The sequence below is a fragment of the Ruegeria sp. AL7 genome, assembly GCF_056536105.1.
The window spans coordinates 874,327-899,698 of the sequence record NZ_JBQFJF010000001.1 but is presented as its reverse complement, the minus strand read 5'-3'; the positions used below and the strand labels follow the sequence as shown (position 1 = coordinate 899,698).

At 57.1% G+C, this 25,372-nt stretch carries 28 protein-coding genes and 1 other RNA gene; 14 read left to right on the top strand and 15 right to left on the bottom strand.

Annotated elements, in window-relative coordinates:
* Window position 1: 1 nt before the first annotated feature.
* The 9 genes from dxr to ACR3E2_RS04445 form a co-directional block, all read right to left on the bottom strand.
* Entirely contained in the window at window positions 2-1,174 is a 1,173-nt protein-coding gene (gene dxr, locus ACR3E2_RS04485; RefSeq protein WP_480481030.1) for a 1-deoxy-D-xylulose-5-phosphate reductoisomerase, read from the bottom strand.
* A complete protein-coding gene (locus ACR3E2_RS04480) occupies window positions 1,174-1,956 on the bottom strand; it encodes a phosphatidate cytidylyltransferase (protein WP_480481032.1) in 783 nt (260 codons plus the stop codon). Before ACR3E2_RS04480 ends, dxr begins: the two co-directional genes overlap by 1 nt.
* Entirely contained in the window at window positions 1,953-2,684 is a 732-nt protein-coding gene (locus ACR3E2_RS04475; protein ID WP_480472659.1) for an isoprenyl transferase, read from the bottom strand. Before ACR3E2_RS04475 ends, ACR3E2_RS04480 begins: the two co-directional genes overlap by 4 nt.
* Before the next feature lie 9 nt (window positions 2,685-2,693).
* Entirely contained in the window at window positions 2,694-3,257 is a 564-nt protein-coding gene (frr, locus tag ACR3E2_RS04470; RefSeq protein WP_480481034.1) for a ribosome recycling factor, read from the bottom strand.
* A 181-nt stretch (window positions 3,258-3,438) separates the two neighbouring features.
* Complete coding sequence (gene acuI / locus ACR3E2_RS04465) at window positions 3,439-4,434, bottom strand: acryloyl-CoA reductase (RefSeq protein WP_480481036.1); 996 nt, start codon at window positions 4,432-4,434, stop codon at window positions 3,439-3,441.
* A gap of 106 nt (window positions 4,435-4,540) precedes the next feature.
* Window positions 4,541-5,644 carry a dimethylsulfoniopropionate demethylase gene (locus ACR3E2_RS04460; RefSeq protein ID WP_480481038.1) on the bottom strand — a complete coding sequence of 368 codons (1,104 nt, stop codon included), beginning with the start codon at window positions 5,642-5,644 and terminating at the stop codon, window positions 4,541-4,543.
* Complete coding sequence (locus ACR3E2_RS04455; protein ID WP_480481040.1) at window positions 5,645-5,779, bottom strand: DinB family protein; 135 nt, start codon at window positions 5,777-5,779, stop codon at window positions 5,645-5,647.
* A gap of 154 nt (window positions 5,780-5,933) precedes the next feature.
* Window positions 5,934-6,638: a DUF1326 domain-containing protein gene (locus tag ACR3E2_RS04450; protein WP_209596177.1), complete on the bottom strand. Its 705-nt coding sequence runs from the start codon at window positions 6,636-6,638 to the stop codon at window positions 5,934-5,936.
* A gap of 4 nt (window positions 6,639-6,642) precedes the next feature.
* Window positions 6,643-7,407, bottom strand: coding sequence for a DUF2182 domain-containing protein (locus tag ACR3E2_RS04445; RefSeq protein ID WP_480481674.1), 765 nt, complete (start codon window positions 7,405-7,407; stop codon window positions 6,643-6,645).
* Window positions 7,408-7,522: 115 nt separating this feature from the next.
* Here ACR3E2_RS04445 and ACR3E2_RS04440 point away from each other — a divergent pair, with 115 nt between their 5' ends.
* The 9 genes from ACR3E2_RS04440 to ACR3E2_RS04400 all read left to right on the top strand — a co-directional run bounded on the left by ACR3E2_RS04440 (window position 7,523) and on the right by ACR3E2_RS04400 (window position 14,513).
* Entirely contained in the window at window positions 7,523-8,254 is a 732-nt protein-coding gene (locus ACR3E2_RS04440) for a FadR/GntR family transcriptional regulator (RefSeq protein WP_480481042.1), read from the top strand.
* Between the two features lie 117 nt (window positions 8,255-8,371).
* A complete protein-coding gene (locus ACR3E2_RS04435; RefSeq protein ID WP_480481044.1) occupies window positions 8,372-9,772 on the top strand; it encodes a selenium-binding protein SBP56-related protein in 1,401 nt (466 codons plus the stop codon).
* Between the two features lie 13 nt (window positions 9,773-9,785).
* The gene (locus tag ACR3E2_RS04430) at window positions 9,786-10,436 is read left to right on the top strand and encodes a hypothetical protein (RefSeq protein WP_480481046.1); all 651 of its coding nucleotides are present in this window, start codon (window positions 9,786-9,788) and stop codon (window positions 10,434-10,436) included.
* 65 nt (window positions 10,437-10,501) lie between these two features.
* Window positions 10,502-10,864 carry a DUF4345 family protein gene (locus ACR3E2_RS04425; RefSeq protein ID WP_480481048.1) on the top strand — a complete coding sequence of 121 codons (363 nt, stop codon included), beginning with the start codon at window positions 10,502-10,504 and terminating at the stop codon, window positions 10,862-10,864.
* 36 nt (window positions 10,865-10,900) lie between these two features.
* Window positions 10,901-11,247: a transfer-messenger RNA gene (gene ssrA / locus ACR3E2_RS04420) on the top strand.
* Between the two features lie 99 nt (window positions 11,248-11,346).
* Window positions 11,347-11,778, top strand: a complete 432-nt coding sequence (locus tag ACR3E2_RS04415) for an ester cyclase (RefSeq protein WP_480472641.1) — start codon at window positions 11,347-11,349, stop codon at window positions 11,776-11,778.
* A 131-nt stretch (window positions 11,779-11,909) separates the two neighbouring features.
* A complete protein-coding gene (locus ACR3E2_RS04410) occupies window positions 11,910-12,725 on the top strand; it encodes a chromate resistance protein ChrB domain-containing protein (protein WP_480481050.1) in 816 nt (271 codons plus the stop codon).
* A complete protein-coding gene (chrA, locus tag ACR3E2_RS04405) occupies window positions 12,722-13,975 on the top strand; it encodes a chromate efflux transporter (RefSeq protein ID WP_480481052.1) in 1,254 nt (417 codons plus the stop codon). The genes ACR3E2_RS04410 and chrA overlap by 4 nt, the downstream gene beginning before the upstream one ends.
* Before the next feature lie 76 nt (window positions 13,976-14,051).
* A complete protein-coding gene (locus ACR3E2_RS04400) occupies window positions 14,052-14,513 on the top strand; it encodes an SspB family protein (RefSeq protein ID WP_480481054.1) in 462 nt (153 codons plus the stop codon).
* Between the two features lie 27 nt (window positions 14,514-14,540).
* Here ACR3E2_RS04400 and ACR3E2_RS04395 read toward each other — a convergent pair whose 3' ends face one another.
* Complete coding sequence (locus tag ACR3E2_RS04395) at window positions 14,541-15,104, bottom strand: hypothetical protein (protein ID WP_480481056.1); 564 nt, start codon at window positions 15,102-15,104, stop codon at window positions 14,541-14,543.
* Window positions 15,105-15,310: 206 nt separating this feature from the next.
* Between ACR3E2_RS04395 and fumC the strand changes: the two genes are divergently transcribed.
* The 4 genes from fumC to ACR3E2_RS04375 are packed head-to-tail and all read left to right on the top strand — an operon-like array spanning window position 15,311 to window position 17,761.
* Window positions 15,311-16,705 (top strand): class II fumarate hydratase, encoded by a 1,395-nt coding sequence (gene fumC / locus ACR3E2_RS04390; RefSeq protein ID WP_480481058.1) that lies wholly within the window; start codon window positions 15,311-15,313, stop codon window positions 16,703-16,705.
* On the top strand, window positions 16,705-16,881 hold the full coding sequence (locus ACR3E2_RS04385) for a DUF4169 family protein (RefSeq protein ID WP_480481060.1): 177 nt from the start codon (window positions 16,705-16,707) through the stop codon (window positions 16,879-16,881). The genes fumC and ACR3E2_RS04385 overlap by 1 nt, the downstream gene beginning before the upstream one ends.
* Window positions 16,878-17,099, top strand: coding sequence for a ribbon-helix-helix domain-containing protein (locus ACR3E2_RS04380; RefSeq protein WP_267364385.1), 222 nt, complete (start codon window positions 16,878-16,880; stop codon window positions 17,097-17,099). The genes ACR3E2_RS04385 and ACR3E2_RS04380 overlap by 4 nt, the downstream gene beginning before the upstream one ends.
* Window positions 17,100-17,158: 59 nt before the next feature.
* Window positions 17,159-17,761 carry a DNA-3-methyladenine glycosylase I gene (locus ACR3E2_RS04375; RefSeq protein WP_480481062.1) on the top strand — a complete coding sequence of 201 codons (603 nt, stop codon included), beginning with the start codon at window positions 17,159-17,161 and terminating at the stop codon, window positions 17,759-17,761.
* Window positions 17,762-17,764: 3 nt separating this feature from the next.
* Here ACR3E2_RS04375 and ACR3E2_RS04370 read toward each other — a convergent pair whose 3' ends face one another.
* The 4 genes from ACR3E2_RS04370 to ACR3E2_RS04355 form a co-directional block, all read right to left on the bottom strand.
* Window positions 17,765-18,646 (bottom strand): fructose bisphosphate aldolase, encoded by an 882-nt coding sequence (locus ACR3E2_RS04370; protein WP_480481064.1) that lies wholly within the window; start codon window positions 18,644-18,646, stop codon window positions 17,765-17,767.
* 73 nt (window positions 18,647-18,719) lie between these two features.
* Window positions 18,720-20,069 (bottom strand): cytochrome P450, encoded by a 1,350-nt coding sequence (locus ACR3E2_RS04365; RefSeq protein ID WP_480481066.1) that lies wholly within the window; start codon window positions 20,067-20,069, stop codon window positions 18,720-18,722.
* Window positions 20,066-21,268, bottom strand: coding sequence for a hypothetical protein (locus ACR3E2_RS04360; protein ID WP_480481068.1), 1,203 nt, complete (start codon window positions 21,266-21,268; stop codon window positions 20,066-20,068). The genes ACR3E2_RS04365 and ACR3E2_RS04360 overlap by 4 nt, the downstream gene beginning before the upstream one ends.
* 62 nt (window positions 21,269-21,330) lie before the next feature.
* Window positions 21,331-22,083 (bottom strand): cytochrome c biogenesis CcdA family protein, encoded by a 753-nt coding sequence (locus ACR3E2_RS04355; RefSeq protein ID WP_480481070.1) that lies wholly within the window; start codon window positions 22,081-22,083, stop codon window positions 21,331-21,333.
* Between the two features lie 106 nt (window positions 22,084-22,189).
* Between ACR3E2_RS04355 and ACR3E2_RS04350 the strand changes: the two genes are divergently transcribed.
* Entirely contained in the window at window positions 22,190-22,423 is a 234-nt protein-coding gene (locus tag ACR3E2_RS04350) for a sulfurtransferase TusA family protein (RefSeq protein WP_480481072.1), read from the top strand.
* A 43-nt stretch (window positions 22,424-22,466) separates the two neighbouring features.
* Here ACR3E2_RS04350 and ACR3E2_RS04345 read toward each other — a convergent pair whose 3' ends face one another.
* Entirely contained in the window at window positions 22,467-25,259 is a 2,793-nt protein-coding gene (locus ACR3E2_RS04345; protein ID WP_480481074.1) for an Rne/Rng family ribonuclease, read from the bottom strand.
* Window positions 25,260-25,372: the final 113 nt, after the last annotated feature.

Sequence of the window (25,372 nt, the reverse complement as noted above, 5' to 3'; positions counted from 1 at the left end):
TCTATCCTGCTCGTTCCATCACAGTGTTATCGACCCACTGACGTGCCAGATGGTCGGTTTGCTGCACGTTATCAAGTGTCATCGGGGCATCAATAAGGCCACCCGTTGCGTCAAACCTGTCCAATACGGCAGAAACGGTATCCGCCATATCAAGAAAGCCGATCCGGCCCGCAATGAAGTGATCCAGCGCGCGTTCCTTGGCGGCATTGAATACTGCGCCAGCCAGCCCACCACGCTGCATCACGTCCCAGGCGAGTTTCAGGGCTGGATAGCGTGTCAGATCCGGTTCGTTAAAGCGCAGCTGTCCCAGCTTTGCGAGGTCCAGCCGCTGAACCGGCAGCTCCTGCCTGTCGGGCCAGTGCAACGCATACCCAATGGCGTGGCGCATATCGGGGGCGCCCATATGTGCCATCATCGCGCCATCCCGAAACCCGACCATTGCATGGACAATGGATTCGGGATGAACCAAAACTTCGATCTGATCCGGGGAAACTCCGAAATATTCTTTTGTTTCTATGACTTCCAGCGCCTTGTTGAACATCGAGGCACTGTCGATCGTGATCCGCTGGCCCATATCCCAATTCGGATGGCTGGACGCTTGTTCGACGGTGGCGTTTGCCAGATCTTTCAGCGGCCAATCGCGGAACGCTCCGCCACTTGCGGTGATAATCACCCTCTCGACAGCGTCGATATCTTCACCAACCAATGCCTGAAACACCGCCGAATGTTCACTGTCGACAGGAAGCAAACGCGCGCCATGGTTTTTTGCAGTGTCCAGAACCAATGATCCTGCGCAGACCAATGTTTCCTTGTTGGCCAAGGCCAGTGTTGTTCCTTGTTTCAGGGCTTCGATCCCAGGCGCAAGGCCCGCTGCTCCGACGATGGCTGACATGACCCAGTCCGCCGGGCGCGCTGCGGCCTCGGCGATCGCACGCGGCCCGGCCGCCGCTTCGACCCCACTTCCGGCCAGTGCGGCACGCAAATCCTCCAACCTGTCTTCGTGTGCCGTGACAGCTAGATCGGCGCGCAACCGACGAGCGTCATCGGCAAGTTGTCGAATATTTGCGCCGCCTGTAAGGGCCACCACATCATAGTCTTCGGGTTTACGCGAAATCAGATCAAGCGTGTTTTGCCCGATCGAACCCGTGGCCCCAAGAACGGAAATCCGTCGCATTACATCTCACCCGGCGTGTACAAAAGCCCTGCGATCAGAACAAACACCGCAGCCCCCATCATGCCGTCGAACCGATCCAGAAAGCCGCCATGGCCGGGGATCAGATTTGAACTGTCCTTGACCCCGAATTTACGTTTGATCGCGCTTTCGATTATGTCACCCGCCTGACTGGCCATTGATGCGAGAACGGAAACAACAACAAAGGCAAACCCGAAACCCGCGTGGCTTGCGAAGACGATACCGACACAGGCCGCGGCAGCCCATCCGCCTGCCGTTCCCGACCATGTTTTCTTGGGGCTGACCTTTGGCCAGAACTTGGGTCCACCGACCATTTTACCCACAAAATAGCCCGCCACATCGGTGGCAACCACCACCGCGATCAGCCAGACCATCCAGCCAAAACCCGAGTTTTCGCGAATGGAAATGAAACCCAGACCAGCCGCAACAATCCAGACCGCGAACATTCCGTACAGGGGTTTCGAGCGGCTGATCTGTCCCATACCCACCAAAGCCGGCGCAAGCACGACCGGGAGCGTGTACAGCGCTGGCAGGTGGTAGCTGAGGATAACGGCAAACGCAGTCAGAACGCCCAACTGGACGGCCACACCCTGGCTTTCAGGGTCAATCATCCGAACCAGTTCCCAGGTCATCAGGCCACAAGCAGCCGCAATGAAGACCTCGAACCAGAGACCGCCAAGCCAGACTTCGATGGCCCCTATTGCAACCAGAACGGCGGCAGAAAGGACCCGGCTCGTCAGATCAGACCACCGGCCATCACTCATGCCAGAACCGCCCCGTACCGACGCTCTCTGGCCCCATAGTTGCGACAAAGCCTTTCGAGTTCTGCGGCAGTGAAATCCGGCCACAAGGTATCTATGAATTCGTACTCGGAATAGGCGGACTGCCACAGCAGAAAGTTCGAAATCCGTGCTTCTCCACTGGTGCGAATGACAAGGTCAGGATCCGGAAGAACGCGCGTGTCCAGGTACTTAGGTAACGTTTCTTCATCCACATCCTCGGGTTTAAGCCGCCCGTCGGCCACATCCCGCGCGAGACGTTTGGTGGCGCGCGCCACCTCGTCCCGACCGCCATAGTTCAGGGCGACCGTCAGATGAACAAGGTCGTTGTCCTTGGTTTCCTCTTCCAGTGAATCCATCAATTCGATCAGTTTCGAATCCAACCGTACCCGATCACCTATGAACCGAACCCGGATGCCATTGTCCGCCAGGGTCCGTGTCTCCTTGATGATGTAGCGCCGAAACAGGCTCATCAACCCGGCTACCTCAACCTGCGTTCGTTTCCAGTTCTCGGTCGAGAATGCAAACACTGTCAGATACTTGATCCCCAGATGCGGGCAGGCCTCGACAACCTCGCGAACACGCCGCGCACCGGCATGGTGCCCAAACAACCTGGGGCGACCACGCGCCTGCGCCCAACGGCCATTGCCATCCATGATGATAGCGACATGGCGCGGGCCGCAGACCGGATCGGTTTGGGGATCTTTCGGCATCAGACCAGATCAGACCTGCATGATTTCAGTTTGCTTGGTTTCAAGCGCCGCATCGACCGCCTTGATCATCGCATCCGTGAGATCCTGCACTTCGCTTTCCCAAAGCTTCTGGTCGTCTTCAGACATACCATCCGCTTTTGCCTTCTTGATCTGATCCATGCCGTCCCGGCGCACATTGCGGATCGCGATCCGGGCGCTTTCCGCATATTGGCCAGCGACCTTGCCCAGTTCACGGCGACGCTCTTCGTTCAACTCGGGAATCGGCAGCATTATGATTGTGCCGTTCAGCTGTGGGTTGATGCCCAATCCGCTTTCGCGAATGGCCTTTTCAACCTTTCCTACCAATGACTTATCCCACACATTTATAGTGACCATGCGCGGCTCTGGCACGTTGACGGTGCCCACCTGGTTGATCGGTGTCATCGAGCCATACGCGTCGACCATGACAGGTTCCAGCATCGAGGCCGAGGCGCGCCCGGTTCTCAGCGAGGCAAATTCGGTTCTCAGATTGGCCATTGCGCCATCCATACGGCGTTTCAGGTCATCGGTGTCCAGTTCGAAGTCGTCAGACATGCTGCTCACTCCCCGTATTCAGGTACTCTTTGGATGGGTCTTACGCCATCACATTTGGGATGTATAGCAATCATGAGGCGGTTTTGTACCAATGGCCAGAGGTGTTGCGATCATTTTGTACCAAACGCGCCTGCGCAAAACCCGACACGGCGTCGTATCGGGTTTAGGCTGTCAACTGCGCTCAGGCATTCACATCGACAACAACGCGCCCTTTGACCTGCCCTTTCAGGATATCGGCACCCAGTTGCGGAAGGTCGGACAAGGCCGCTGGTTGAACCATCGACTCAAGCTTGTCCATCGGCAGGTCGGTGGCAATCCTTTTCCAGGCACGAACCCGGTTTTCATAAGGCTGCATCACACTGTCGATGCCAAGAAGGTTCACACCGCGCAACAGGAAGGGAATCACCGTTGCAGGCAGCGCCGCGCCACCCGCCAGACCCACGGCCGCGACCGAACAGCCGTATTTCATTTGCCCAAGCACACGCGCCAGCATCGCACCGCCCACGGCATCCACGCAGCCCGCCCAGGTTTCACTTTCCAGCGGGCGCTTGGTTGTCTCATTCAGCTCATCGCGGGGCACTATTGTCGTTGCGCCCAGCGATTCCAGATAATCCCCGGTTTCAGGTCGCCCGGTCACGGCCGCCACTTCATACCCGAGATGGCCCAGAATGGCAGTCGCCACCGACCCAACACCACCGGCCGCCCCGGTTACCAGAACCGGGCCGCGATCGGGGGTCAGCCCGTGATCCTCCAGCGCCATCACGGCCAGCATCGCGGTAAACCCGGCGGTGCCTACGGCCATCGCCTGCCGGGCATCGAGCCCATCCGGCAGAGGCACAAGCCAGTCCGCCTTGGCACTGGCTTTCTGCGAATATCCACCCCAATGCGCCTCGCCTACCCGCCACCCGGTCAGAACAACCTTGTCACCCGGCTTGTAACGCGCATCGGTCGATGCCTCGACGGTACCGGCATAATCAATTCCGGGAACATGCGGATACGCCCGCACCAAACCGCCCCCTTTGGGGGACAGACACAAACCATCCTTGTAGTTCACTGTGGAATATTCAACCGCGACCGTGACGTCGCCATGCGGCAAATCATCCAGCGTAAGCTGCCTGACCGACGCGCTCGCCAAACCGCTTTCTTCGTCCTTGTCCATCACAAGTGCATTGAACATCTCTCAATTCCTTTCGTGTTTCTGTAACCGGCCCGCTGCTTCACCTGGCCCCAAATATCCCGGGGGAGTCGCGCAGCGACGGGGGCAGCGCCCCCAAAACCCCCCTTTAAATCCAGAAATGCGACTGCACGGTCGCGCGGCGCATCCCATCTGGCGTTTCCACGTCCAGCTCCGTTCCCGCATCCCAATGGCTCAGGCGTACCATGCCAATGGCTACGTTGGTGTTGAAATCGGGTGACCACGCGGCCGAGGTCACCTGCCCCACACGCTTGCCGTCGCCGTAAAGGTCCCATGGACGGTCGCAGCCAGGCACCGGATCGCCCGCAATGGCGATGGGGCGGATTTGCTGAACGGGCCCCTCCTTGGCCACACGCAGCAACGCGTCCCTGCCGATACAGCCAATCGCGGTATGTGTGTTGCAGAACTTGCCCAGACCGCACTCATGCGGGGTGTTGTCGTCGGTCATGTCATTGCCATAGGACAGCAGACCGCCTTCAATCCGTTCGATCAGGTTCGGGCATCCGGCGCGCACCTGCAAATCTTCCCCTGCCGCAAACAGAGCGTTCCACAGGGGCATGCCGATATCGCTGCCTTCCACATAAATCTCGAACCCGCCCTGTTTGGAATAACCGGATCGCGCCACAGCCAGATCGCGACCTTCAAACTGGAACATATCGAATTTGAAGAACCGGATGTCGCGCACCCGGTCGCCAAAGACACGCGCCATCAGATCGTCAGCTTTGGGACCCTGAACAGCAAGAGGTGACACATCCGGTTCGTCCACCAGCACATCCAGACGATATCCAACGGCGATTCCCTTGACCCACAACAACAGATCGCTGTCAGCGATTGAAATCCACCAGCGGTCTTCGGACAGTTTTACCGCAACCGGGTCATTCAGCATACCGCCGGTTTCATCCACGATGGGGACATAGAAACATTGCCCCGGCAGCATTCCCCGCAAATCGCGCGGGGTCAGCATCTGCATCAGGCGCGCGGCGTCCGGTCCGCGCAGCTCGATCTGCCGCTCGCACGCGACATCCCAGACCTGCACATGGGATTTCAGATGCCGGTAATCGGCTTCGACGCTTTCGAAGACCGTGGGCAACAGCATACGATTATAAACCGTGTACCCCTTGACCCCTGCGGCCTCGACCCCATCTGAAAACGGTGTGCGCCGCAAGCGGCGAGAGGCGGAAATCTGCGGCATTCAAACCTCCTTGGGCATAAAGACGATATCGCTGACGGGCGCTTGCGACCCAACTTCGGTCAGCATCTTGCGCATTTGACCCCGGTGGTGGGTCTGATGGTTGAAGAAATGGATCACATAGTTTTTGTAAGGCATTGTGACATCGATCTCTTTTACGATTAAGCAACAGGTGATTGGCCCGATAAACAGGTCAGTTCCTGATGCGACAACTATTGCAGAAACGCGGCCAACTGCGAGTTTTGCCAGTGTTTCTAGCGCGCCACATCTTGCGCAAACGCGCCTGTGATCATCACTTGGGCCCGTGCCAATCAATCGGACAGATTTCAGCCGACTTGCCGCCAAAATCCCAAACGCGCCCGTAGTCGCGCACTTTCGACTTGGTGCCACGCGCCACGATGATGTCAGGACCCATCCAGTATTTTGAGTTTGAAACCATCACGGGATGCTCGGGGTCTTTGCCTGCCAGCATCTCGATCTCACCCTGAATCTTGCGACCTATCATGATGCGACGTTTGGTGCCGTCACGCTCGATCTGAACCGGCGCCCGTTCGGCCCCGATGATTTCACTGACGAGCATGGTGAACAGACCGGTGGTGCCGCCCGCCTGCCCGCTGAAGATTTGCAGCAGCCCGTTATAGGCTTTGCCGCTGGCGCGTTCATCTACGTAAGCCGCCACTTTCCACTGGCCTTCACCCATCCGGCCGGGAATATCGACCAGCAGGCCGACATTCAGACCCGACAGGTCCTCGCCCTCGTAATGGCCCTCATCAACGATAATACCCATCCAGGCATGACAATGCCCTTCGGTCGGAGGGTGCGCGCCCAGTGAAACGACGCAGGGACAGAACACATCGCACGAGCAGTTCAGGATCAACTCCCCCTTGATGGCCCAGTCCGTCGGGCTCATCTCGCGCCGTTTGGGATTAGGCATACGGCTGTCGATACGCTGGCTGACGGGCAACCGATCGGCATCTGGTTTTCTGTTCTTAGCCATTGGCTTATCCTCCGTAGCTAATAGGGTAGACGAGCAGGAAAAGACCGCCCGCAATCAATGCAACTCCCACCGGTCGGGTTACAGCATGCCCGATCTGGGGAAGTTTTTCCAAAACCATGAACAGGGTCGCAAGACCCATCCACAACAGGCTCATGACGCCGCCTACAAAACCCAGCGCCATGAAACCCCAGCAGCATCCGACGCAGAAGGTACCAAGGCCCAGTCCCATGCGAACGCCGCCCGCAAATCCGGTTTTCCAATGGCCCAGGAAATAGGTCATCGGGGCGTGGCACACGCCATGGCAGACCTCTTTGACGCGCGAGAACTGAAACGCGCCAACCGCTATCATCAACCCGCCCGCAACCCAGCCGGATCTGGCAATGCCTAGCATGTCGATCACGCCACCAAACAGCAAAGCCAGTTGCGTTCCCGCGATCACAGCCGCAAACCCGACCCAAACCAAGGAATACCCTGCAAGCACACCCAGCCACCCGGCACGGGTGCCATTGGCACTGCGGATCAGGTCGTCATAACTGCGCAGGGTTGGCACAAGCGTCGGCAGCATCATGGCGGCCATCATGATCGCCCACATCCAGAACAGCGTGCCAAACTCGGCCATCGGCATGTACATGTCCATGCGCGGGTCCATCGCAGCCATCGCCTGCCCCATGGGCCCCGGACGACCGATCAGGTCAAGATCCATGTCGCGGCCCATCGCGAACATGACCCACCATGCCCACAGGATCAGGACATAAAAGCCCAGCCACATTCCGCTGCGTAGCCAAGTACGACTCACTTCGGCCTCCCGACTCAACTCTCTTGCTTTTCAAATGTCAGACTTTTAAATGTCAGACAAATAAAAATTTGCTCAGGGTCTTCTGAACATGAAAACCGCGCCTCGGAAAACCGCCGACCTGTCTGCCCAGATTGCACATGCCATCCGGGACGCGATTGTCTCAGGCGAGTTGATCGTGGATGCGCGCCTACCCTCGGAAGCGGAACTTTCCGAGCAATTTCAAGTCTCGCGCCCAACTGTGCGTGAGGCTTTGAAACGACTGGCGGCGCAATCCCTGATCCGCACGCAGCGTGGCGCAACCGGAGGTGCGTTCGTAAACCGTCTGAGTTTCGAAGATGCCTATTCGCAGCAGATCACTACCTCGACCCTGCTGCTGTCGATGAACGCGGTCAGCTTTGATACGGCCTGCGAGGCCCGCTATGCGCTGGAACGGGCCTGTGCCCCCCTGTCTGCCCAAAGACGAACGGCGGATCAGCTTGCCACGATGCGGGCGGAAATCTTTCGCCAGTCCCAGCCCGGTCTGACGGATGAGGCGTTTTGTGCTTCAGACGTCACCTTTCACAGGGCCCTGGTAGACGGGGCCGACAACCCTGTCCTGTCCTATCAACTGGCTGGCGCGGTCGAGGCGATGCAACCTTTGATGAACATGATTACCTTCACAGCTCGGTCGCGCGAAGAAATCATCGCATTGCACACCAGAATTGCGGACGCGCTTGAAGCCAGAGACGCAGATATTGTCGACACGGCGTTGGTCGACCTGGAGCATTACACACAGCAACTGGCCCACGATGTGGCCGAACGCAAACGCAAACCGGCCTGAAGGCTTAGACGGAAACATACTTTCAAAGGCAGAGGTACGAGCAGGCAGAATGTCATCCGGCGCCAAGACCGGAACTCTCAATAAGAATTGAATGACAATGATTTACGGGAGGACGTTATGAACAAAAGACCGGACCCAACCTTTTATCCGTCGGCCAAGCTGGCGATGGAAGGCCCCGCTGAAACGCTTGCATTCACGCTGATGCTCAGCCCCGATTTTTCGCAACCTGACGGGCTGGCAGTTGTGAATGTCGATCCGACCTCGGCCGATTTCGGGAAGATCGTGCACCAGGTGATCATGCCCGAAAAAGGCGACGAGTTTCACCATTTCGGTTGGAATGCCTGTTCCTCGTCGCTGTCTCCGCTCAGCGGTCATGCCTTTCTGGAACGACGCTATCTGATTATCCCCGGCATCCGTTCCAGCCGGATATATATCATCGATGTAAAGAACCCGCTTGAGTCGAAGATTCATAAGATCATCGAGCCCGAGGAAGTCTTTGACAAAACCGGGTATTCACGACCGCACACGATTCATTGCGGGCCGGAAGGCATCTATGTCAGCACGCTGGGCGGCGGCGGCGCGGACGGCACCGATGGCCCTCCAGGTATTTTCATCATGGATTGTGAAACCTTCGAGATCATCGGGCGCTATGAGATTGAGCGCGGCGTGCAGGACAAGCACTATGATTTCTGGTGGAATCTGCCGCGCGATTACATGGTCAGTTCCGAATGGGGCCTTCCCCCGCAATTTGAAAACGGGTTGGTGGCCGAGGATCTGCTTTCGAACAAATACGGTCACCGCATCCATTTCTGGAACCTGCGCAACCGGACCAATATCCAAACCATCGATCTGGGCGAAAACCACCAGATGGCGCTGGAAATCCGGCCCGCGCATGACCCGGTCAAACAATACGGGTTCTGTGGTGTTGTCGTCGATACCACCAACCTGCAAGGCGCAATCTTTACGTGGTGGCGCAATGAAGATGGCACGTTCGAAGCCAAGAAAACGATCACCATCGACCCACAACCCGCTGATCCAGATGATCTTCCTGAACTTCTGAAGGGGTTTGCCGCCGTACCACCACTGGTCACCGATATCGACCTGAGCCTGGATGACAAATACCTTTATGTCGCTTGCTGGGGCACCGGCGAGATGCATCAATATGATGTATCCGATCCGATGAACCCGACCCTTGCCGGGAAAGTTGAAATCGGAGGTATTGTAAAAAAGACCAAACATCCGAACGGACAGACCTTTGGCTATGGGCCACAAATGGTCGAGATCAGCCGCGATGGTAAACGCGTTTATTGGACCAATTCACTTTATTCCACGTGGGACGATCAGTTCTATCCCGAAGAAGGCGGCGCGGCCATGGTCAAGGCCGATGTCGGCGAGAATGGCGGGCTGGTTTTGGACCCGAAGTTCTGGGTTGATTTCCCCAAAGGATATCGCAGCCACCAAATCCGGCTGGAGGGTGGAGATTGTTCAACCGACAGTTTCTGTTACCCTTCGGTCTGAATTGGAGATCCTGATGACATCAACGGCTGGCCTTTGGCTGGCCGTTGTTCTGAGCGGCGCGTATCACGGGCTGAACCCCGGGATGGGCTGGCCGCTGGCGGTTTCCTCGGCCCTGATGGAGCAGCGCCAGTCCGCCCTGTGGCGCGCGCTGGCAGCTTTGGCCGGCGGGCATTTTGTTGCCATGCTGGGTGTCCTTCTGCCCTTTGCCCTGATGGCCGTTCTGGTCGATTATCAACGGGAAATCCGCATCGGGGCTGCGTTGATTGTCGTTGCAATGGGGCTTTACATTGCGATCACCCGCCGTCACCCCCGTTTTCTGTCGCGCATACCGCCCAGCAAACTGGCGCTGTGGTCGTTTCTGGTGGCTCTTGCGCACGGGGCCGCCCTTATGCTGGTTCCGATCTATCTAGGCCTGTGCCAGTTGGATGAACTGGATGCCGGTCATCAGGCGATTTCCAAAATCATGACAACAAACGGTCTGCTGGTTCTGGGAGTTGCGGCCTTGCATACCGCCGCCATGGTTCTGGGCGGAGGGTTTCTGGCCTTCGCTGTCTATCGTTGGTTGGGGCTGCGTTTTCTGTCCCGCAGCTGGTTCAACCTTGAACTCATCTGGGCGCTCAGCCTTGTTTTGGTTGGTCTTTTGGGGCTGTGGTCGGCGGTTTAATCGCTTTCCTTTGGGCCGCAACACACTATCCTCAGGTGCTGATATTACAATTCAATGAGGCCCGGATGATCACGACCCTGAATGTCATTGCCGCGTTGCTGACAATCGGTTTTGGCCTGTTCGGCTTTCTGGCGCCAGTTCATACCGCCAACGCGCTGGATCTGGCACCCACCAACAGCACCATGGGTCTGAGCGAACTGCGCGCTTCGGTCGGAGGGCTGTTTGTCGTCTCGGGCATTGCTGTCATCTGGCTGAATTCTCCGATGGCCTACACGATGTTGGGCATTGTCTATGCCGGTGCCGCACTGGGCCGCTTCCTGTCACTGGCGCTAGATAACCCGCCTTTTTTGAAGGCAGCGACTTTTGGAGGAATCGAACTGGTTCTGGCGACATGGTTGATCGCCGCCAACTTCAATAGGGCCGCGTAACGATCTGTAATTAAAGCTAACAAAGATGTGCAATCCAGGTTTGCATCCGTCGCTGACCTCACCTATATATGAGGTGTCCTTCGGGACTATGGACATAAACGCGCTCGTAATAAGCGGATCGGACCCGGGGGCGGTACCCGGCGGCTCCACCAAAATCCTTCGTTTGAGGATCACGGGGCCGAAACAGGATCGACGAACGTCTAAAGGGGTAAGCTTTGTCTCGGCTGTCTGCCACCGTTACCGGCGAAAACAGTACAATTGCAAACGACAATCGTGCTCCGGTTGCAGTTGCTGCGTAAGCAGTAACAAGACCGAAACTTAAGTCCTTGCGCCTAGCCGCGTAAGGCGGGGTTCGCAGGTACCTGGCAACAGAAACCTGCACTTCCCCCCAATATGTCTGAGATTTATGCCGCCTTTGCGCAGATTCAGAGTTTGTTCATTCCTTTTTGCCATCGTGTTCGCAGTTGGACAGGAGCGTTGGGATGACGAATTCAGAGATACTCAGATCCTGGTATTCTGAGGTTTGGGAAAACGGAAACACCGAGGCGATCGATCAGTTCTTTGCGCCCGAAACCATGGCCGAGGGGCTGATCCCCGAAATGCAGGTGGGTGCAGACGATTTTCGGGATCTCGTCACGGCATTTCGCCATGTCCTGGGGGATATCAAGGTGGATTTGCCCAAGATCATCGAGAATGGCGATTGGGTATCCGCAATCCTGCATGTGCAGACGTGCCGGGCCGATAACGGTGCCCCTTTGGAGGTGACCGGTCAGGTCATGGCCCGGTTCAAAGACAATAAGATGGTCGAAGCGTATAATCATTTCGATTTCATCTCGTTTTTTGAAGAGATGGGTCAGTTTCCCGCCGATACCCTTCCCGTGTGCATGACCGGTCAGCGGCTCGACTGGTCCTGACGGTTCAAACCGCAATCTTGACCCCCTATGTTCTTGCGCGGTAGCACTGACTCAGGGGGTCAGCTTGCGAACACCCCGTGAGGCGTCAGCCCAAGCTTCGCATGGATCCGAATGACTAAAGGAGACATGCTATGGCTGCTCTTAACGCCATTACACCGACCCAATTGAGCCGGTTAATCGGAACGCCTCAGGCGCCTGTTCTGATCGATATACGCACTGATGCGGATTTCAGTAAGGATCCGCGGCTGATTCCGGGATCAATTCGCTGTCCGCACACGGAAATCGACGCGATGAGTCGTCTGATTGGTAACGACCCTTGTGTAATAATCTGCCACAAGGGCAAAAAGCTCAGTCAGGGGGTAGCGTCCTGGCTACGAGGGGCGGGCAAAAACGCCGAACATCTGGAAGGTGGGTTTGAAGGGTGGCACGAACAGCGTGAGGCGCCGTTGATCCCCCAGTCGGTATTACCGGCGCGCGTTAATGGCAGCACATTGTGGGTTACGCGCCAAAGACCCAAAATTGACCGCATCGCCTGCCCCTGGCTGATCCGCCGGTTTGTCGATCGCAATGCACGGTTCCTTTTCGTCGCGTCGGAAGAAGTTCAGGGAGTCGTTGATCACTTTGGTGCCACCCCCTTTGACGTTCCGGATACATTTTGGACGCATCAGGACAGCGGCTGCACATTTGACACGATGATCCGGGCATTTGACCTGCGAACCGAGGCGCTTGAGCGTATGGCCCGGATCATTCGCGCTGCAGATACCGACCAGCATGATCTGGCCCCGGAAGCCGCTGGGTTGCTGGCGTTCTCGGTCGGTTTGTCCCGCCAGTATCGCGATGATCATGCTCAGCTTGAAGCCGGGTTGCACCTTTATGATGCCCTGTTCCGCTGGGCACGCGACGGGTTTGATGAAAAGCATGACTGGCCATCGGGTCATGGCGCATGAGACCTACGGCACTGGACCTTTTCAAGGTATTCGGACGGATCGGCCTGTTGTCATTTGGGGGCCCGGCTGCCCAGATCTCGTTGATGCATCAGGAGCTGGTCGAGCGCAGGCCCTGGCTGGATGAACAGACCTATCTGCGCGCGCTTTCCTTGTGCATGTTGCTGCCCGGTCCCGAGGCAATGCAATTGGCTACCTACGCAGGCTGGCGCTTGCGCGGTGTCGCGGGCGGGTTGATTGCGGGCAGCCTGTTCGTTTTGCCAGGGGCGTTTGTCATTACTGTTCTGGTCGCGCTTTATTCAGCATACGGCGACATTCCACTGGTGCAATCCGCATTTACCGGCATCAAGGCGACCGTCATCGTGATCGTCCTGCAAGCCCTGCGCAAGCTGTCAGGTAAGGCGCTGACGGATATGGAACATCGTGTCATCGCAGGCCTGTCGTTTCTGTCAATCTTTCTGTTCAACCTGCCCTTCCCGCTGATCATTCTGATCGCGGCCCTGTGGGGGTATTTGCGTTATAATGGATCCATTGGGGCAACCGATGTTCAGGACACGCCGAACTTTGCCCGTTCGGCCCGGACGATAGCGGTCTGGTTGCCGCTTTGGCTGGGGCCGCTTGTTGCGTTAACACTCAGCGGCCATCAATTGCTCAGCGATCTGGGGTGGTTCTTTGCCCGTCTGGCTGTTGTGACCTTTGGCGGCGCCTATGCCGTTCTGGCCTATATGTCGCAAACGGTTGTGGATCAGTATCACTGGATCAGTGCAGACCAGATGATTGACGGATTGGGTCTCGCAGAAACCACCCCCGGGCCATTGATACTGGTTACACAGTTTGTCGCCATGCTGGCGGGACAGATCAACGGTGGGTTCTCACTGGCGCTTGCTGCGGGCGCTGTTGCGCTATGGGCAACGTTTGTGCCCTGCTTTTTGTGGATTTTCCTGACGGCCCCTTACCTTGACCGTCTGGCCACACGTCCCCGCCTGTCTGCCGCCCTTCACGGTATCACCGCCGCTGTTGTCGGAGTGATTCTCAACCTTTCCGTGTGGTTTGCCCTGAATGTTCTTTTCGAATCGGTGCCAAACATGAATTTGGGTCCGGCGGCAATACCCGTGCCCCAAGTGTCTTCGCTGAACATTCCGGCTCTTGCATTAACCTTTATCGCTGGCATATTGATATTTCGACTAAAATTGGGGATCGGAACAGTGTTGGTTCTGATGTCACTGGCAGGGCTGGTTGCGCATAATATCTGATCAATCCGATCATACCTGCCCTTTCGTTTCCGAACAAAACCCCTATGCTGAGCTTAACCACTTTTGAGGATGACACATGTCGCAAGGCATCGACTATGGCAATCTGATGCACACCGCCATGCGCGGGCTTATCAAGACTGTGCTGACGGATGTATCGAAATCCGGTCTGCCCGGAGCGCATCACTTTTTCATTACCTTCGACACACGCGAAGATGGCGTGGATATCGCCGATTGGCTGCGCGACCGGTATCCGGAAGAAATGACAATCGTCATGCAACACTGGTTTGAAAACCTCGAGGTCGGAGAGAACGGATTCGCCATTACCCTTAATTTCGGAGACGCGCCGGAACCGCTTTACATCCCCTATGGCGCGATCAAGACCTTTGTCGATCCATCGGTGGAATTTGGACTGCGGTTCGAAAGCCCGGACGACGAAGATGAGGACGATTATGTTGCAGAGGACTTGATCGAAGTCGAAGAGGAAGAACAGGCGCATCACGACGCCGATGTCGTGTCGCTGGACAGCTTCCGCAAATAAGCCTTTGAGCCCCGCCCTGCGCGGGGTTCAGCGTTTCATCAGAAATGTTTCGACAGATCGGGATTTCTGACCGTCTATGAAGCGCGAGAATGACAGGTTCAGCCCGTCTTCGGCCAGGGTTCGGTCGAACTGCTGCAATTCATATCCGCCGTCAACGTCAATGAACAACGAAAACACCGTCAGCGTTTCGCCTTCGATACGCCCCCAGACGAAGGGTTCACCTTTCATCGGATCCAGCGGAACCTCATGACCGAACACGTTGCGTTTCATTGCGGCCGAAAATACATCCGGGCGGTCCGAGGGCACGAAGTCGATGGAAAACTGCTGTTCTTTTACCCGCCCGTCCAGCTTGTAGGTCGTGGTTTGCCAGCTGACGTTGAACCCGTTTTTGGTCTCGAAAATGGAAACGCTCATATCCCGCGGGGTTGAGGTTCCGTCCGCATCCACGACATTTGCCGAGCCCACATAATCCCCTAGGAACGGGGTAATGTCCGCGGCGCGCGCAGATGCGCCCAGAACAGACAGCCACAAAGCACAGACAGCAAATAACACGATCGCTTTTTCAAGCGTAATGCGATGGAAATTCGACATCTTGTCCTCCAAGGCGGCTACGAACCTATTGTAGCTGAGAGGGGGCCGCGCACAATGGCACATTCCCTGACGATAACAATAAAAGTGACGCACCCCGCGCCTATACCTTTGACGCCCTTGGGTTTAAGGTGCGCGCAACTGGCCGATTGCGTCACGGCTTGGCTGCGGCTAAACGGCATACAACAGCATACCAGACGGAGTGACAGATGTCTCAGACCCGCACCGAATCCGACAGCTTTGGCCCGCTCGAGGTTCCTGTCGACAAGTATTGGGGCGCGCAAACGCAGCGTTCGATCATGAACTTCCCGATCGGTTGGGAGAAACAACCCATTGCCATTGTGCGTGCGCTGGGCGTGATCAAGCAAGCCTGCGCGATGGAGAACAAGGCGACCGGAAAACTGGATGCCAGGATTGCCGATGCCATCATTCAGGCCGCGGGTGAGGTGATCGAAGGCAAGTTTGACGACAACTTTCCGCTGGTCGTCTGGCAGACGGGTTCCGGCACCCAGTCGAACATGAACTCGAACGAGGTCATCGCGAACCGCGCCATCGAAATTCTGGGCGGTGTCATCGGTTCAAAAGACCCCGTGCATCCGAACGATCACTGCAACATGGGTCAGTCGTCGAATGACACCTTTCCCACCGCGATGCACATCGCCACAGCGATGAGTGTTCGTGACGTCCTTCTGCCTGGGCTTGAAAAACTGGCCTCTGGTCTTGAGCAGAAGGCTGATGAGTTCAAGGACATCATCAAGATCGGCCGGACTCATACGCAGGATGCAACGCCTCTGACACTGGGGCAGGAATTCAGCGGTTATGCCCACCAGATCCGTCAGGGGATTGCACGCGTTCACGCAGCGCTGCCCGGCATCTACGAACTGGCGCAGGGCGGCACCGCCGTCGGCACCGGCCTGAACACCCAAAACGGTTGGGGCGAAGCGGTTGCAGGCCATATGGCGCAGATCACCGGCTTGCCCTTCGTGACTGCGCCGAACAAGTTCGAAGCGCTGGCCGCCCATGACGCCATGGTCTTTATGTCCGGGGCTTTGGCGACCATCGCGGGCAGCTGCTATAAAATCGCCAACGACATCCGTTTCCTGGGCTCTGGCCCACGTTCGGGGCTTGGCGAACTGATCCTGCCCGAGAACGAGCCCGGCTCGTCCATCATGCCCGGCAAGGTGAACCCGACCCAGGCCGAGGCGCTGACACAGGTTGCGGCGCATGTGATGGGCAACAACGCCGCGATGAATTTTGCAGGCAGTCAGGGCCATTTCGAGCTGAACGTCTATAATCCGATGATGTCCTACAACCTGTTGCAATCCATCCAGTTGTTGGGCGACGCTGCCGACAGCTTTACCGAGCGGATGTTGCTGGGCATCAAGGCCAATGAGCCGCGCATCGACAAGCTGATGAAGGAATCGCTGATGCTGGTGACGGCGCTGGCCCCGACCATCGGCTATGACAACGCCACCACGGTCGCCAAGACCGCGCATAAGAACGGCACAACCCTCAAGGAAGAAGCCATTGCGCTGGGGTTTGTGGACGAGGCAACCTTTGATGCCGTTGTGCGCCCCGAACAGATGATCGGCCCGAAAGACTGATGGGCAAGCCGGTCAACCTGAACCGGTATCGAAAAGAAAAGGCGCGGGCCGAAAAGAAGGCCCGCGCAGACCAGAATGCCGTCGCCTTTGGGCGCACCAAGTCCGAGAAAACAATCGTCAGGCTTCAGCAGGACAAGCAGAGGCGTGACCTTGACAATCACGAGCTGGATGAATGAGCGGTCGACCGATAAAACGTTCATTGACCCTCAAAGGACACCGGACATCAGTCTCGCTTGAAGATGAGTTCTGGCGGGCATTTCGCGACATTGCGAAAGAAAAAGATCAGCCAATCAATGCACTGGCCGCGCAAATTGATGTTGACCGCGACCCGGAAACCGGATTGGCCTCGGCTATTCGCGTGTTTATTCTGAACTGGTACCGAGACAAGGTTTAACGCTTGTCAGATCTTGGCTGTTGGGTATAACGTCCTCAAGGAACAAAAGGGGTACATTCATGGGTAACACGGTATTGGGACCTGACGGTCAACCTCGGTGTTCCTGGTGCCAGGCAGCGCCGGAATTCTTTGACTATCATGACAACGAATGGGGGTTTCCGGTCTCGGATGATCAGCGATTGTTCGAAAAACTGTGCCTGGAAAGTTTTCAATCGGGTCTTAGCTGGCGCACGATCCTGAACAAGCGCGAGAATTTCCGAGAAGCGTTTTACGGGTTTGATTTCAACAAGATGGCCGAGTTCTCTGAAGCCGATGTTGAACGTCTGCTGCAAAATGATGGGATCATTCGCCACCGGGGCAAGATCGAGGCGGTGATCAACAACGCCCGCCGCGTGCAGGAACTGGTGGCATCGGAAGGATCGCTGGCGGCTTATGTCTGGCGGTATGAGGCGGAAACCCCGCCGCCGCCACAATCGACATCCACATCGCCCGAGTCGGTGGCAATGTCGAAGGACCTCAAGAAACGGGGCTGGAAATTTGTTGGTCCCACGACGGTGTTTGCGTTCATGCAGGCCATGGGGCTGGTCAATGACCATGCCAAAGGCTGTATCAGCAGAAAAAAAGCGGCACAGTTGCGCCGCTCTTTCACGAAACCTGTCTGAGGATCAGACAGAGGCTTTGAAGATCTTGTCGATATTGCCGCCCAAGGCGGCGTTGAAATCGGCGTCCGACTGCTGTTTCGAGAGACCTTCGGTCAGTGCGCGCGAGAAAGACGCAATCATCTTGCCGTTTTGCCCCAACAGGTCGCAGGCCTCTTCGGTCGAATACCCACCTGACAGCGCAACAACGCGCAGAACGCGAGGATGGTCGGCCAGTTCGTCATACAGGTTTGCCTGTGTCGGGATCGTCAGCTTCAGCATGACCTCCTGCCCCTCACCCAGCTGGTCGAGGTTCTTCAGGATTTCAGCTTTCAGAATCTCCTCGGCCTCAGCCTTGGTTTCTGATTGAATGTTGACCTCAGGCTCGACGATCGGAACCATTCCGGCGTCAGTCACTTCGCGGGCAACGTCGAATTGCTGGGCAACCACGGCCGCGATGCCTTCGGCATTGGCCTCGTGGATGACCGAACGTTCTTTGGTACCGAACACGCCTTCTGCCTTAGCCAGCGTGTCGGCCAGACCGGGGATCGGTTTCATCAACTGAACACCGTTGGCCTGATCCTCAAGGCCCTTGTCGATTTTCAGGAATGGCACGATTCCTTTGACCGACCAGAGGTAATCAGCGACTTTGCGGCCCTCGATCTCTTCACCAAGGGTGCGTTCGAACAGGATCGCACCGATGACTTTGTCTTTGGTGAAGTCATTTGCCAGAATGATCCGCGCGCGCATCTTTTGAATTTCGCCGAACATCTCAGCGTCCGAGCCGTAGGTCGACGCGTCAACGCCGTACAACGCCAGAGCTTTCGGGGTCGAGCCGCCGCTTTGATCCAATGCCGCGATAAAGCCTGCGCCGTTGATCATCTGCGCGCGCTGTTCTGCTTTGGCCATAATGTTTTCCCGTTCAATGATGATTCCGATGTCTTCCCCCGCATACATCACAGTCAGGACCGATGGTAGTTTGTTAGCGCTCAACCAGCCGCAACCATATGCCATCCCTGGATCGAACGGTCAGATGGGCCACCGGAACCGGCGTTTTGCCGCTGATTGTTTCGAATTTGAAATTCCGCACCAGCATCGACAGGATCAGCGGCCCTTCGACCATGGCAAACCCGGCCCCGGTACAGACGCGGGGACCTGCGGAAAATGGGATATATGCCTTACGCTGGCATGTTTTGCCGTTTTCACTGTTCCAGCGGGTGGGGTCAAAGCCGTCGGGGTTTTCCCATAACCGTTCGTGACGGTGCAGGTGCCAGGGGCTGATTACGATTTGTGACCCGTTGGGAACGTCCCTGTTTCGGAACTGGTGTGGGCACTTGGCCTCTCGCACCATCATGGGAACCGGCGGGTAAAGGCGCAGTGCCTCGCGAAACACGTCGCGGCTGATCTTGAGTTTGGAAACCGAGGCAAAGGTCGGATCGTCCAGAGCGGCAGCTTCGTCAGCAATCCTTTCCTGCCATTCGGGATAAAGCGCCAGCAGATACAATGTCCACGCCAGGGCCGATGCGCTGGTTTCATGGCCTGCCAGAAAGAAGATCGCGACCTGATCAACCATTTCCTTGGGCCCGAAAAACTGACCGGTTTCAGGGTCAGCGGTCGTCATGATCTTGGTTGCCAGATCGTAGGGGGCGGTTCCGGCCTTGATCGCCTCTGCCCGCTCATGGGTCAGGTCAGTGATCAGGTTACGAATGTCTTCGGCGTTTATCCGTGTCGTCCGGGAGTGGAATCGAGGCATCCATTTGGGCAGCGGAACGAAAGCTGCAAGGTTCAGCAGAGGTTGTTCACGCTGGTAGTTGCGGAACTTTTCAAACACCTTGCTGGCTATGGCGTGGTCGATCGGCACCGAAAACAAGGTGCGAAAAATCACATCTGCTGCGGCGTGGTTTGTCTGTTCTTCGACTTCGATCTGTTTACCGACATGGGGGCGCAACCGCTCAACACAAGCGTCTGCCGCGGCCAGCATGGCGGGAAACGTGTCTTTCAGCCGCCCGCCCTCAAATGCCGGGTCAATGATGCGCCGCTGTCGTTTCCACGTCTCTCCATTGGTTAGGAACACCGAATTTCCAAGCAAGGGGCGCAGGCCTTCGCTGATCCGGCCCGATTTAGGAAAATCTTCGGGGCTTTTCCTGAGGACGATGTCAATCAGGTCCGGTTCATTGACCAGGAAAGACCGGAAGAAGGGTGTCCTGAATTCGGCCATCCACGCGCGATAAAGGCGCGCTGGCTGTGCAGACAGCAGATCCTGACGAAACAGTTTCAGGTAACGCAATAGGGAAACCTTGTCTGCGCGCGGCTGGGGCTTGGGCGGGATCATGGGCGAACCGAAGTGTATTTGGACACAGGCGTCTCAATCCGGCTGCGTGAGGGGGCACGTCCTCGGAAACGCTGTTTCAGCGTCAAAGGGCCTGCTGTAATTCGGAAATAGTCGTAAATACCCGGCGTATCGAATGCGCAAAGGTACTGAAAATGCAGCCGGAAGAACCGCCAGCGCAGGGCTTTCCAACGTTCAGGCGCCAGAGTTTGCGTAAAGGCCGCCGACAGGACAAGCGGCCAGCGTTTGTCCGGCCTGGCCACCCCTGTAACGGCCACCGGATCACACAGCGCAAATGCGCAGCCATCCCCGGGGGCCGAGACATCGACCCATGTGATGGCTGAACTGGGGGAAAGGAATTGAAGGTCGGACCGAAGGTCCTGCGCATTTGGCAGAAAGGACACCATAGGCACCACCTGCCCCAGGCTGAGGAACGACAACTCTGCCCCTTGTTGCGGCACCGCCCTGTCGCGGATCAGGTCGGCCAGAACAGACACCCCCAGGTGCGCGCCCGAACTGTGGCCTACCACCAGAACCTCATCTACACCGGATATCAGCGCCGCTTCAATCGCCTTGCGGAATGCGGCCAGCCTGTCTTTCAGTTCGCGCGGAGTTTCCCCCTTCAGCTGCGCGGAATAGGCATAATCATGCATCAGGTAGTAGGCAAACAGCCGGTTGTCGATTTTGCGGAACCACAGCATCAGCGCAACCGCAACGGCGATACCCGGAAACAGGCCCCACCAGCCGGCCACAACCACAGATGCCCACACGACCGCAAGCGCAACCAGCAACTGAGACACCAACATCGCCACCGGATAGAGCGCCGCAATCACCGGGCCTTTGCGCAACCGCATGAGGCGCCACAAAGCACCGGTCGAAATGTATATCCACGCCGTGTGCGCCAACTTCGCATAGGTTGCTGGGATCGATGCGGACATGCTGTCGCGCACGATGTCTGACCAGACCAGTACTTCGATCTCTGTCTCAACAGACGCACCGTCCTGCATTGATGTCACGGACCAGCCGAACAGACCTTTTGCGGACTTAGGGGCAATCGTGATCTCATATCCTGAAATCCGGGCCTGCGCTTGCGACTCGGTTCGGTAAAGCTCGCGATATCGTCGCGGCGGCATCGGGTCATAACCGGGGATGTAGAACACCCGGCGTTTGCGCACCTGTGACTGATTTCTCTGACTGCTCATGCCTTTACCTTCTGCCGCGCAGGTTAACGCAGGCTTTAGGTCAAGGTAAGGGGGGCAGACGCTCAGCCGAAATTCGCAAGTGCCGGGAAGGTTTCCAGCAACCACCAGCTAAAGCGTGTGAACAGGCCTGTCACCAGCATGATGCCCACGAACAGCAGCAGCCCGCCCATGACCTTTTCGATCACACCCATATAGGGCTTGATCCGGTTCATCACCGTCATAGAGCGGTTGAGGAACATGGCAGCCAGCAGAAACGGAATACCCAATCCAGCCGCATAAACACCCAGCAACAGCGTTCCACGCGCCACCGAGGCCTCGGATGCCGCAAGGGACAGGATCGCGCCCAGTTGGGGCCCGATACAGGGCGTCCAGCCGAATGCAAAGGCCAATCCAAGAATATAAGCACCAAAGACCGAGCCACCGGAATCACCGGTTTCGATCCGCGCTTCGCGGTCCAGAAAGGGGATGCGGAAGACGTTCAGGAAATGCAGACCAAAGACAATGACAACGGCACCGGACAGTTTGGCGAAAAGTACCTGATTTTGCAGCACAAACGCCCCGAAGGCAGATGCAGTGAAACCCAACAGCAGGAAAACCGTCGACAGGCCCAACACAAAGAACAGCGCTGACATGGTTGCCTTGCGCCGGGCGCGGGCCTCATCCTGCATCTCGTTGATCGTGACACCGCTCATATATGCCAGATAGGGCGGCACGATGGGCAGCACACAAGGCGACAGAAAGCTGATCAGGCCACCCAGCAGGGCAACAAACATGGCGGGCAGCAGCCCCGCGTCTATGATTTCTATTCCGAACATGTTTTAGCACATAAGTGATGAATGGCGGTCCGTCACGGGGCCAATGAGTCACATCCTCGTGCTTAGAATCTGGACAATATTACAACTTCGCCCTATCCCGAAAATCATGTCAGAGATTACAGATACGCTGGATGCGCTGGGCCTTCTGTGCCCCCTGCCCGTCCTCAAGGCCCGCAAACGGCTAAAATCCATGCCGCAAGGTTCTGTGCTGCGTGTACTGGCTGATGACCCGGCAGCCATCATCGATGTCCCGCATTTTTGCGCCGAAGCTGGCCACACATTGCTGTCTCAGGATTTGGATGGCGAACATCAGGTCTATCTGATCCAAAAATCCGACTGACTTAATGATATGAAAAAGGCGGGCAAATCTGCCCGCCCTTTCATCAGTTGCCCAACGACCACCATCCGCGCCGTTTGGGCCTGTCGGATTCTGGCTCAGGTTCATCTGCCACAGTTTCAAGCACCGGTTCAGGTTCTGCTGCCACGGGTGTTTCTTCCACGGGCGCGTCTTCGACCGGCTCATCGGCAGATTGAACTTCAGGTTCTTCCACCGCAACGATCGCTTCAGCTTGGGCGACTTCCTCAGTCTGCTCGGCAACCTCTGTTGCTTCAGGCGCAGCATCAGCGGCCTCAGCGGCTTCGCTTTGCTCGGCGACAGTCGCCTCGGCAGGTTCGGATTCAGCGTCTGAGGCCGCCTCTTCAACCGTCGGTGCATCAGCCCCGGCATCGGCATCAGTTGCTTCTGTCTGTTCCGAAGCCTCTTCTGCCACCGCATCTTTCTTACGACGGCGCGGAGCGCGCTTGCGTTTGGGTTTGGCGGGTTTTTCCTCTTCCGTCGCTTCGGCTTCGGTTGCCTCGACGGCGGTCTCGGTTTCAGCGGATTCGCCTGCGGCATCCTCCTGCTCTGCCCCTTCACCGTCATCCGCGCCCTGTTCCGGCGCGTCACCATTGCCCCCGCCCTTCTTGCGACGACGACGGCGGCGCTTGCGCTTGGGTTTGGTGTCATCTTCGGTCGGCGCGATATCCTCTTCGGTTTCGTCATCTTCCGAAGAATCGACCAGATCCATCAGCGAGGCATCGACCGACACAACAGGTGCTGTCGCTTCGGGAACGATGCGGCTGGCGGTCTTGAATTTCTCCATCGAGAAATCCGGGCTGACCAGATGCACATCGCCTTCGATCCGTACAGACAGGCCATAGCGCGATTCGATCTGTGCAATATGCTCGCGCTTCTGGTTCATCAGGAAGTTCGCGATACTGACCGGGCAGCGCACCAGAACCTCGCGTGAGCGGCGGCGGGTGCCTTCCTCTTCGATCTGACGCAGGATCGACAGTGCCATGTTGTCGTCCGAACGGATCAGGCCGGTGCCGTGGCATGCCGGGCATGGCTGCGTGGTCGCCTCGATCATACCGGGGCGCAGCCTCTGACGGCTCATCTCGAGCAGGCCAAAACCTGAAATCCGACCGACCTGAATGCGGGCACGGTCGGTTTTCAGTTTGTCCTTCAGACGCTTTTCAACGGACGCATTGTTCTTGCGCTCGTCCATATCGATGAAATCGATGACAATCAGACCGGCAAGGTCACGCAGACGCAACTGGCGGGCCACTTCTTCCGCAGCCTCAAGGTTGGTTTTCAGCGCCGTTTCCTCGATCGAGCCTTCTTTCGTGGCCCGGCCCGAGTTCACGTCGATTGCCACCAGCGCTTCGGTCACGCCGATCACGATATACCCGCCAGATTTCAGCTGAACAGTCGGGTTGAACATCCCCGCCAGGTAGCTTTCCACCTGATAGCGTGCAAACAGCGGCAGCGCGTCCTCGTACCGTTTCACATTCTTGGCGTGCGACGGCATGATCATCTTCATGAAGTCTTTGGCGATGCGGTATCCGCCTTCGCCCTCGACCAAAACCTCATCGATATCGCGGTTATAAAGGTCCCGGATCGACCGTTTGATCAGATCGCCTTCTTCATAGATCTTCGCAGGTGCGATGGATTCCAGGGTCAATGCCCGGATCTGCTCCCACAGGCGTTGCAGGTATTCATAGTCGCGCTTGATTTCCGATTTGGTGCGCTTGGCTCCCGCAGTCCGGATAATCAAACCCGCCCCTGTGGGCACATCAATATCCGCGGCGATTTCTTTCAGTTTCTTGCGGTCAACCGCGTTGGTGATCTTGCGGCTGATCCCACCGCCACGGGCGGTGTTTGGCATCAGAACACAATAGCGACCGGCCAGCGACAGATATGTCGTCAGGGCCGCCCCTTTGTTGCCGCGCTCTTCCTTGACGACTTGCACCAGCAACACCTGGCGCACTTTGATCACTTCCTGAATCTTGTACCGGCGCGGGCGTGGCTTGCGCGGAGGGCGGATGTCTTCGCTGTCGTCTTCCTCGGCCACGGATTCAATCGTGTCATCTTTCGCGGCAGCGTCAGCGTGTTCTTCATCCGCGTCGCCATCTTCTGCGTCCTGGTCATCTTCAGACAATTCAGACGCTTCATCGCCATCGTCAGCGCTTGAAGCATCCGCCGCGTCATCAGAATCCCCTGCTGCGTCGTCTTGTGAAGACTCAACTGTTTCAACCTCAGCCTCGTCTTCCGAAGCCGCTTCCTCTGCAGTGTCATCTGACACAGCTTCCGGCGCTTCGTTGTCCTCAGGCTCCTCAACAGGTGTTTCAGCGACGACTTCCATTGGCGATGTCCCCTCGGGCACCTCCATGTCCGCTTCGTCACTGTCGTCAAAATCGATGGTTTCCATACCGGTCGGCTCGGTCGAAACTTCCATCGTTTCGACCAAATCGTCCGACTTCAGATCCGCGGCCTTCGATCGGGACCGCGAACGTCGCTTTTTCGGCTTGCCCTCGTCGGCCTCATCCCGCGCCTTCATGGCCTCGGCATAAGCGCGCTCTTCCTCCATCAACGCCTCGCGGTCGGCGATGGGGATCTGGTAATAGTCCGGGTGAATTTCCGAGAACGCCAGGAAGCCGTGCCGGTTCCCGCCATAATCCACAAAGGCCGCCTGAAGCGACGGCTCAACCCGTGTTACTTTTGCAAGATAGATGTTGCCAGCAAGCTGGCGCTTGTTTTCGGATTCAAAATCGAACTCCTCGACCTTGTTTCCGTCGACCACCACGACGCGGGTTTCCTCCGCGTGGGTGGCATCGATAAGCATTTTCTTAGCCATGTGTCCTTGGTGCACCGCGCCAAACGCGTTGTCCTGACCCGTCCAGGTGGACAGGCACATTTGGGGAGGTGTCTTGTCAGGGCGATATTGGACGGCGCGCGGCAGGGTCTGGC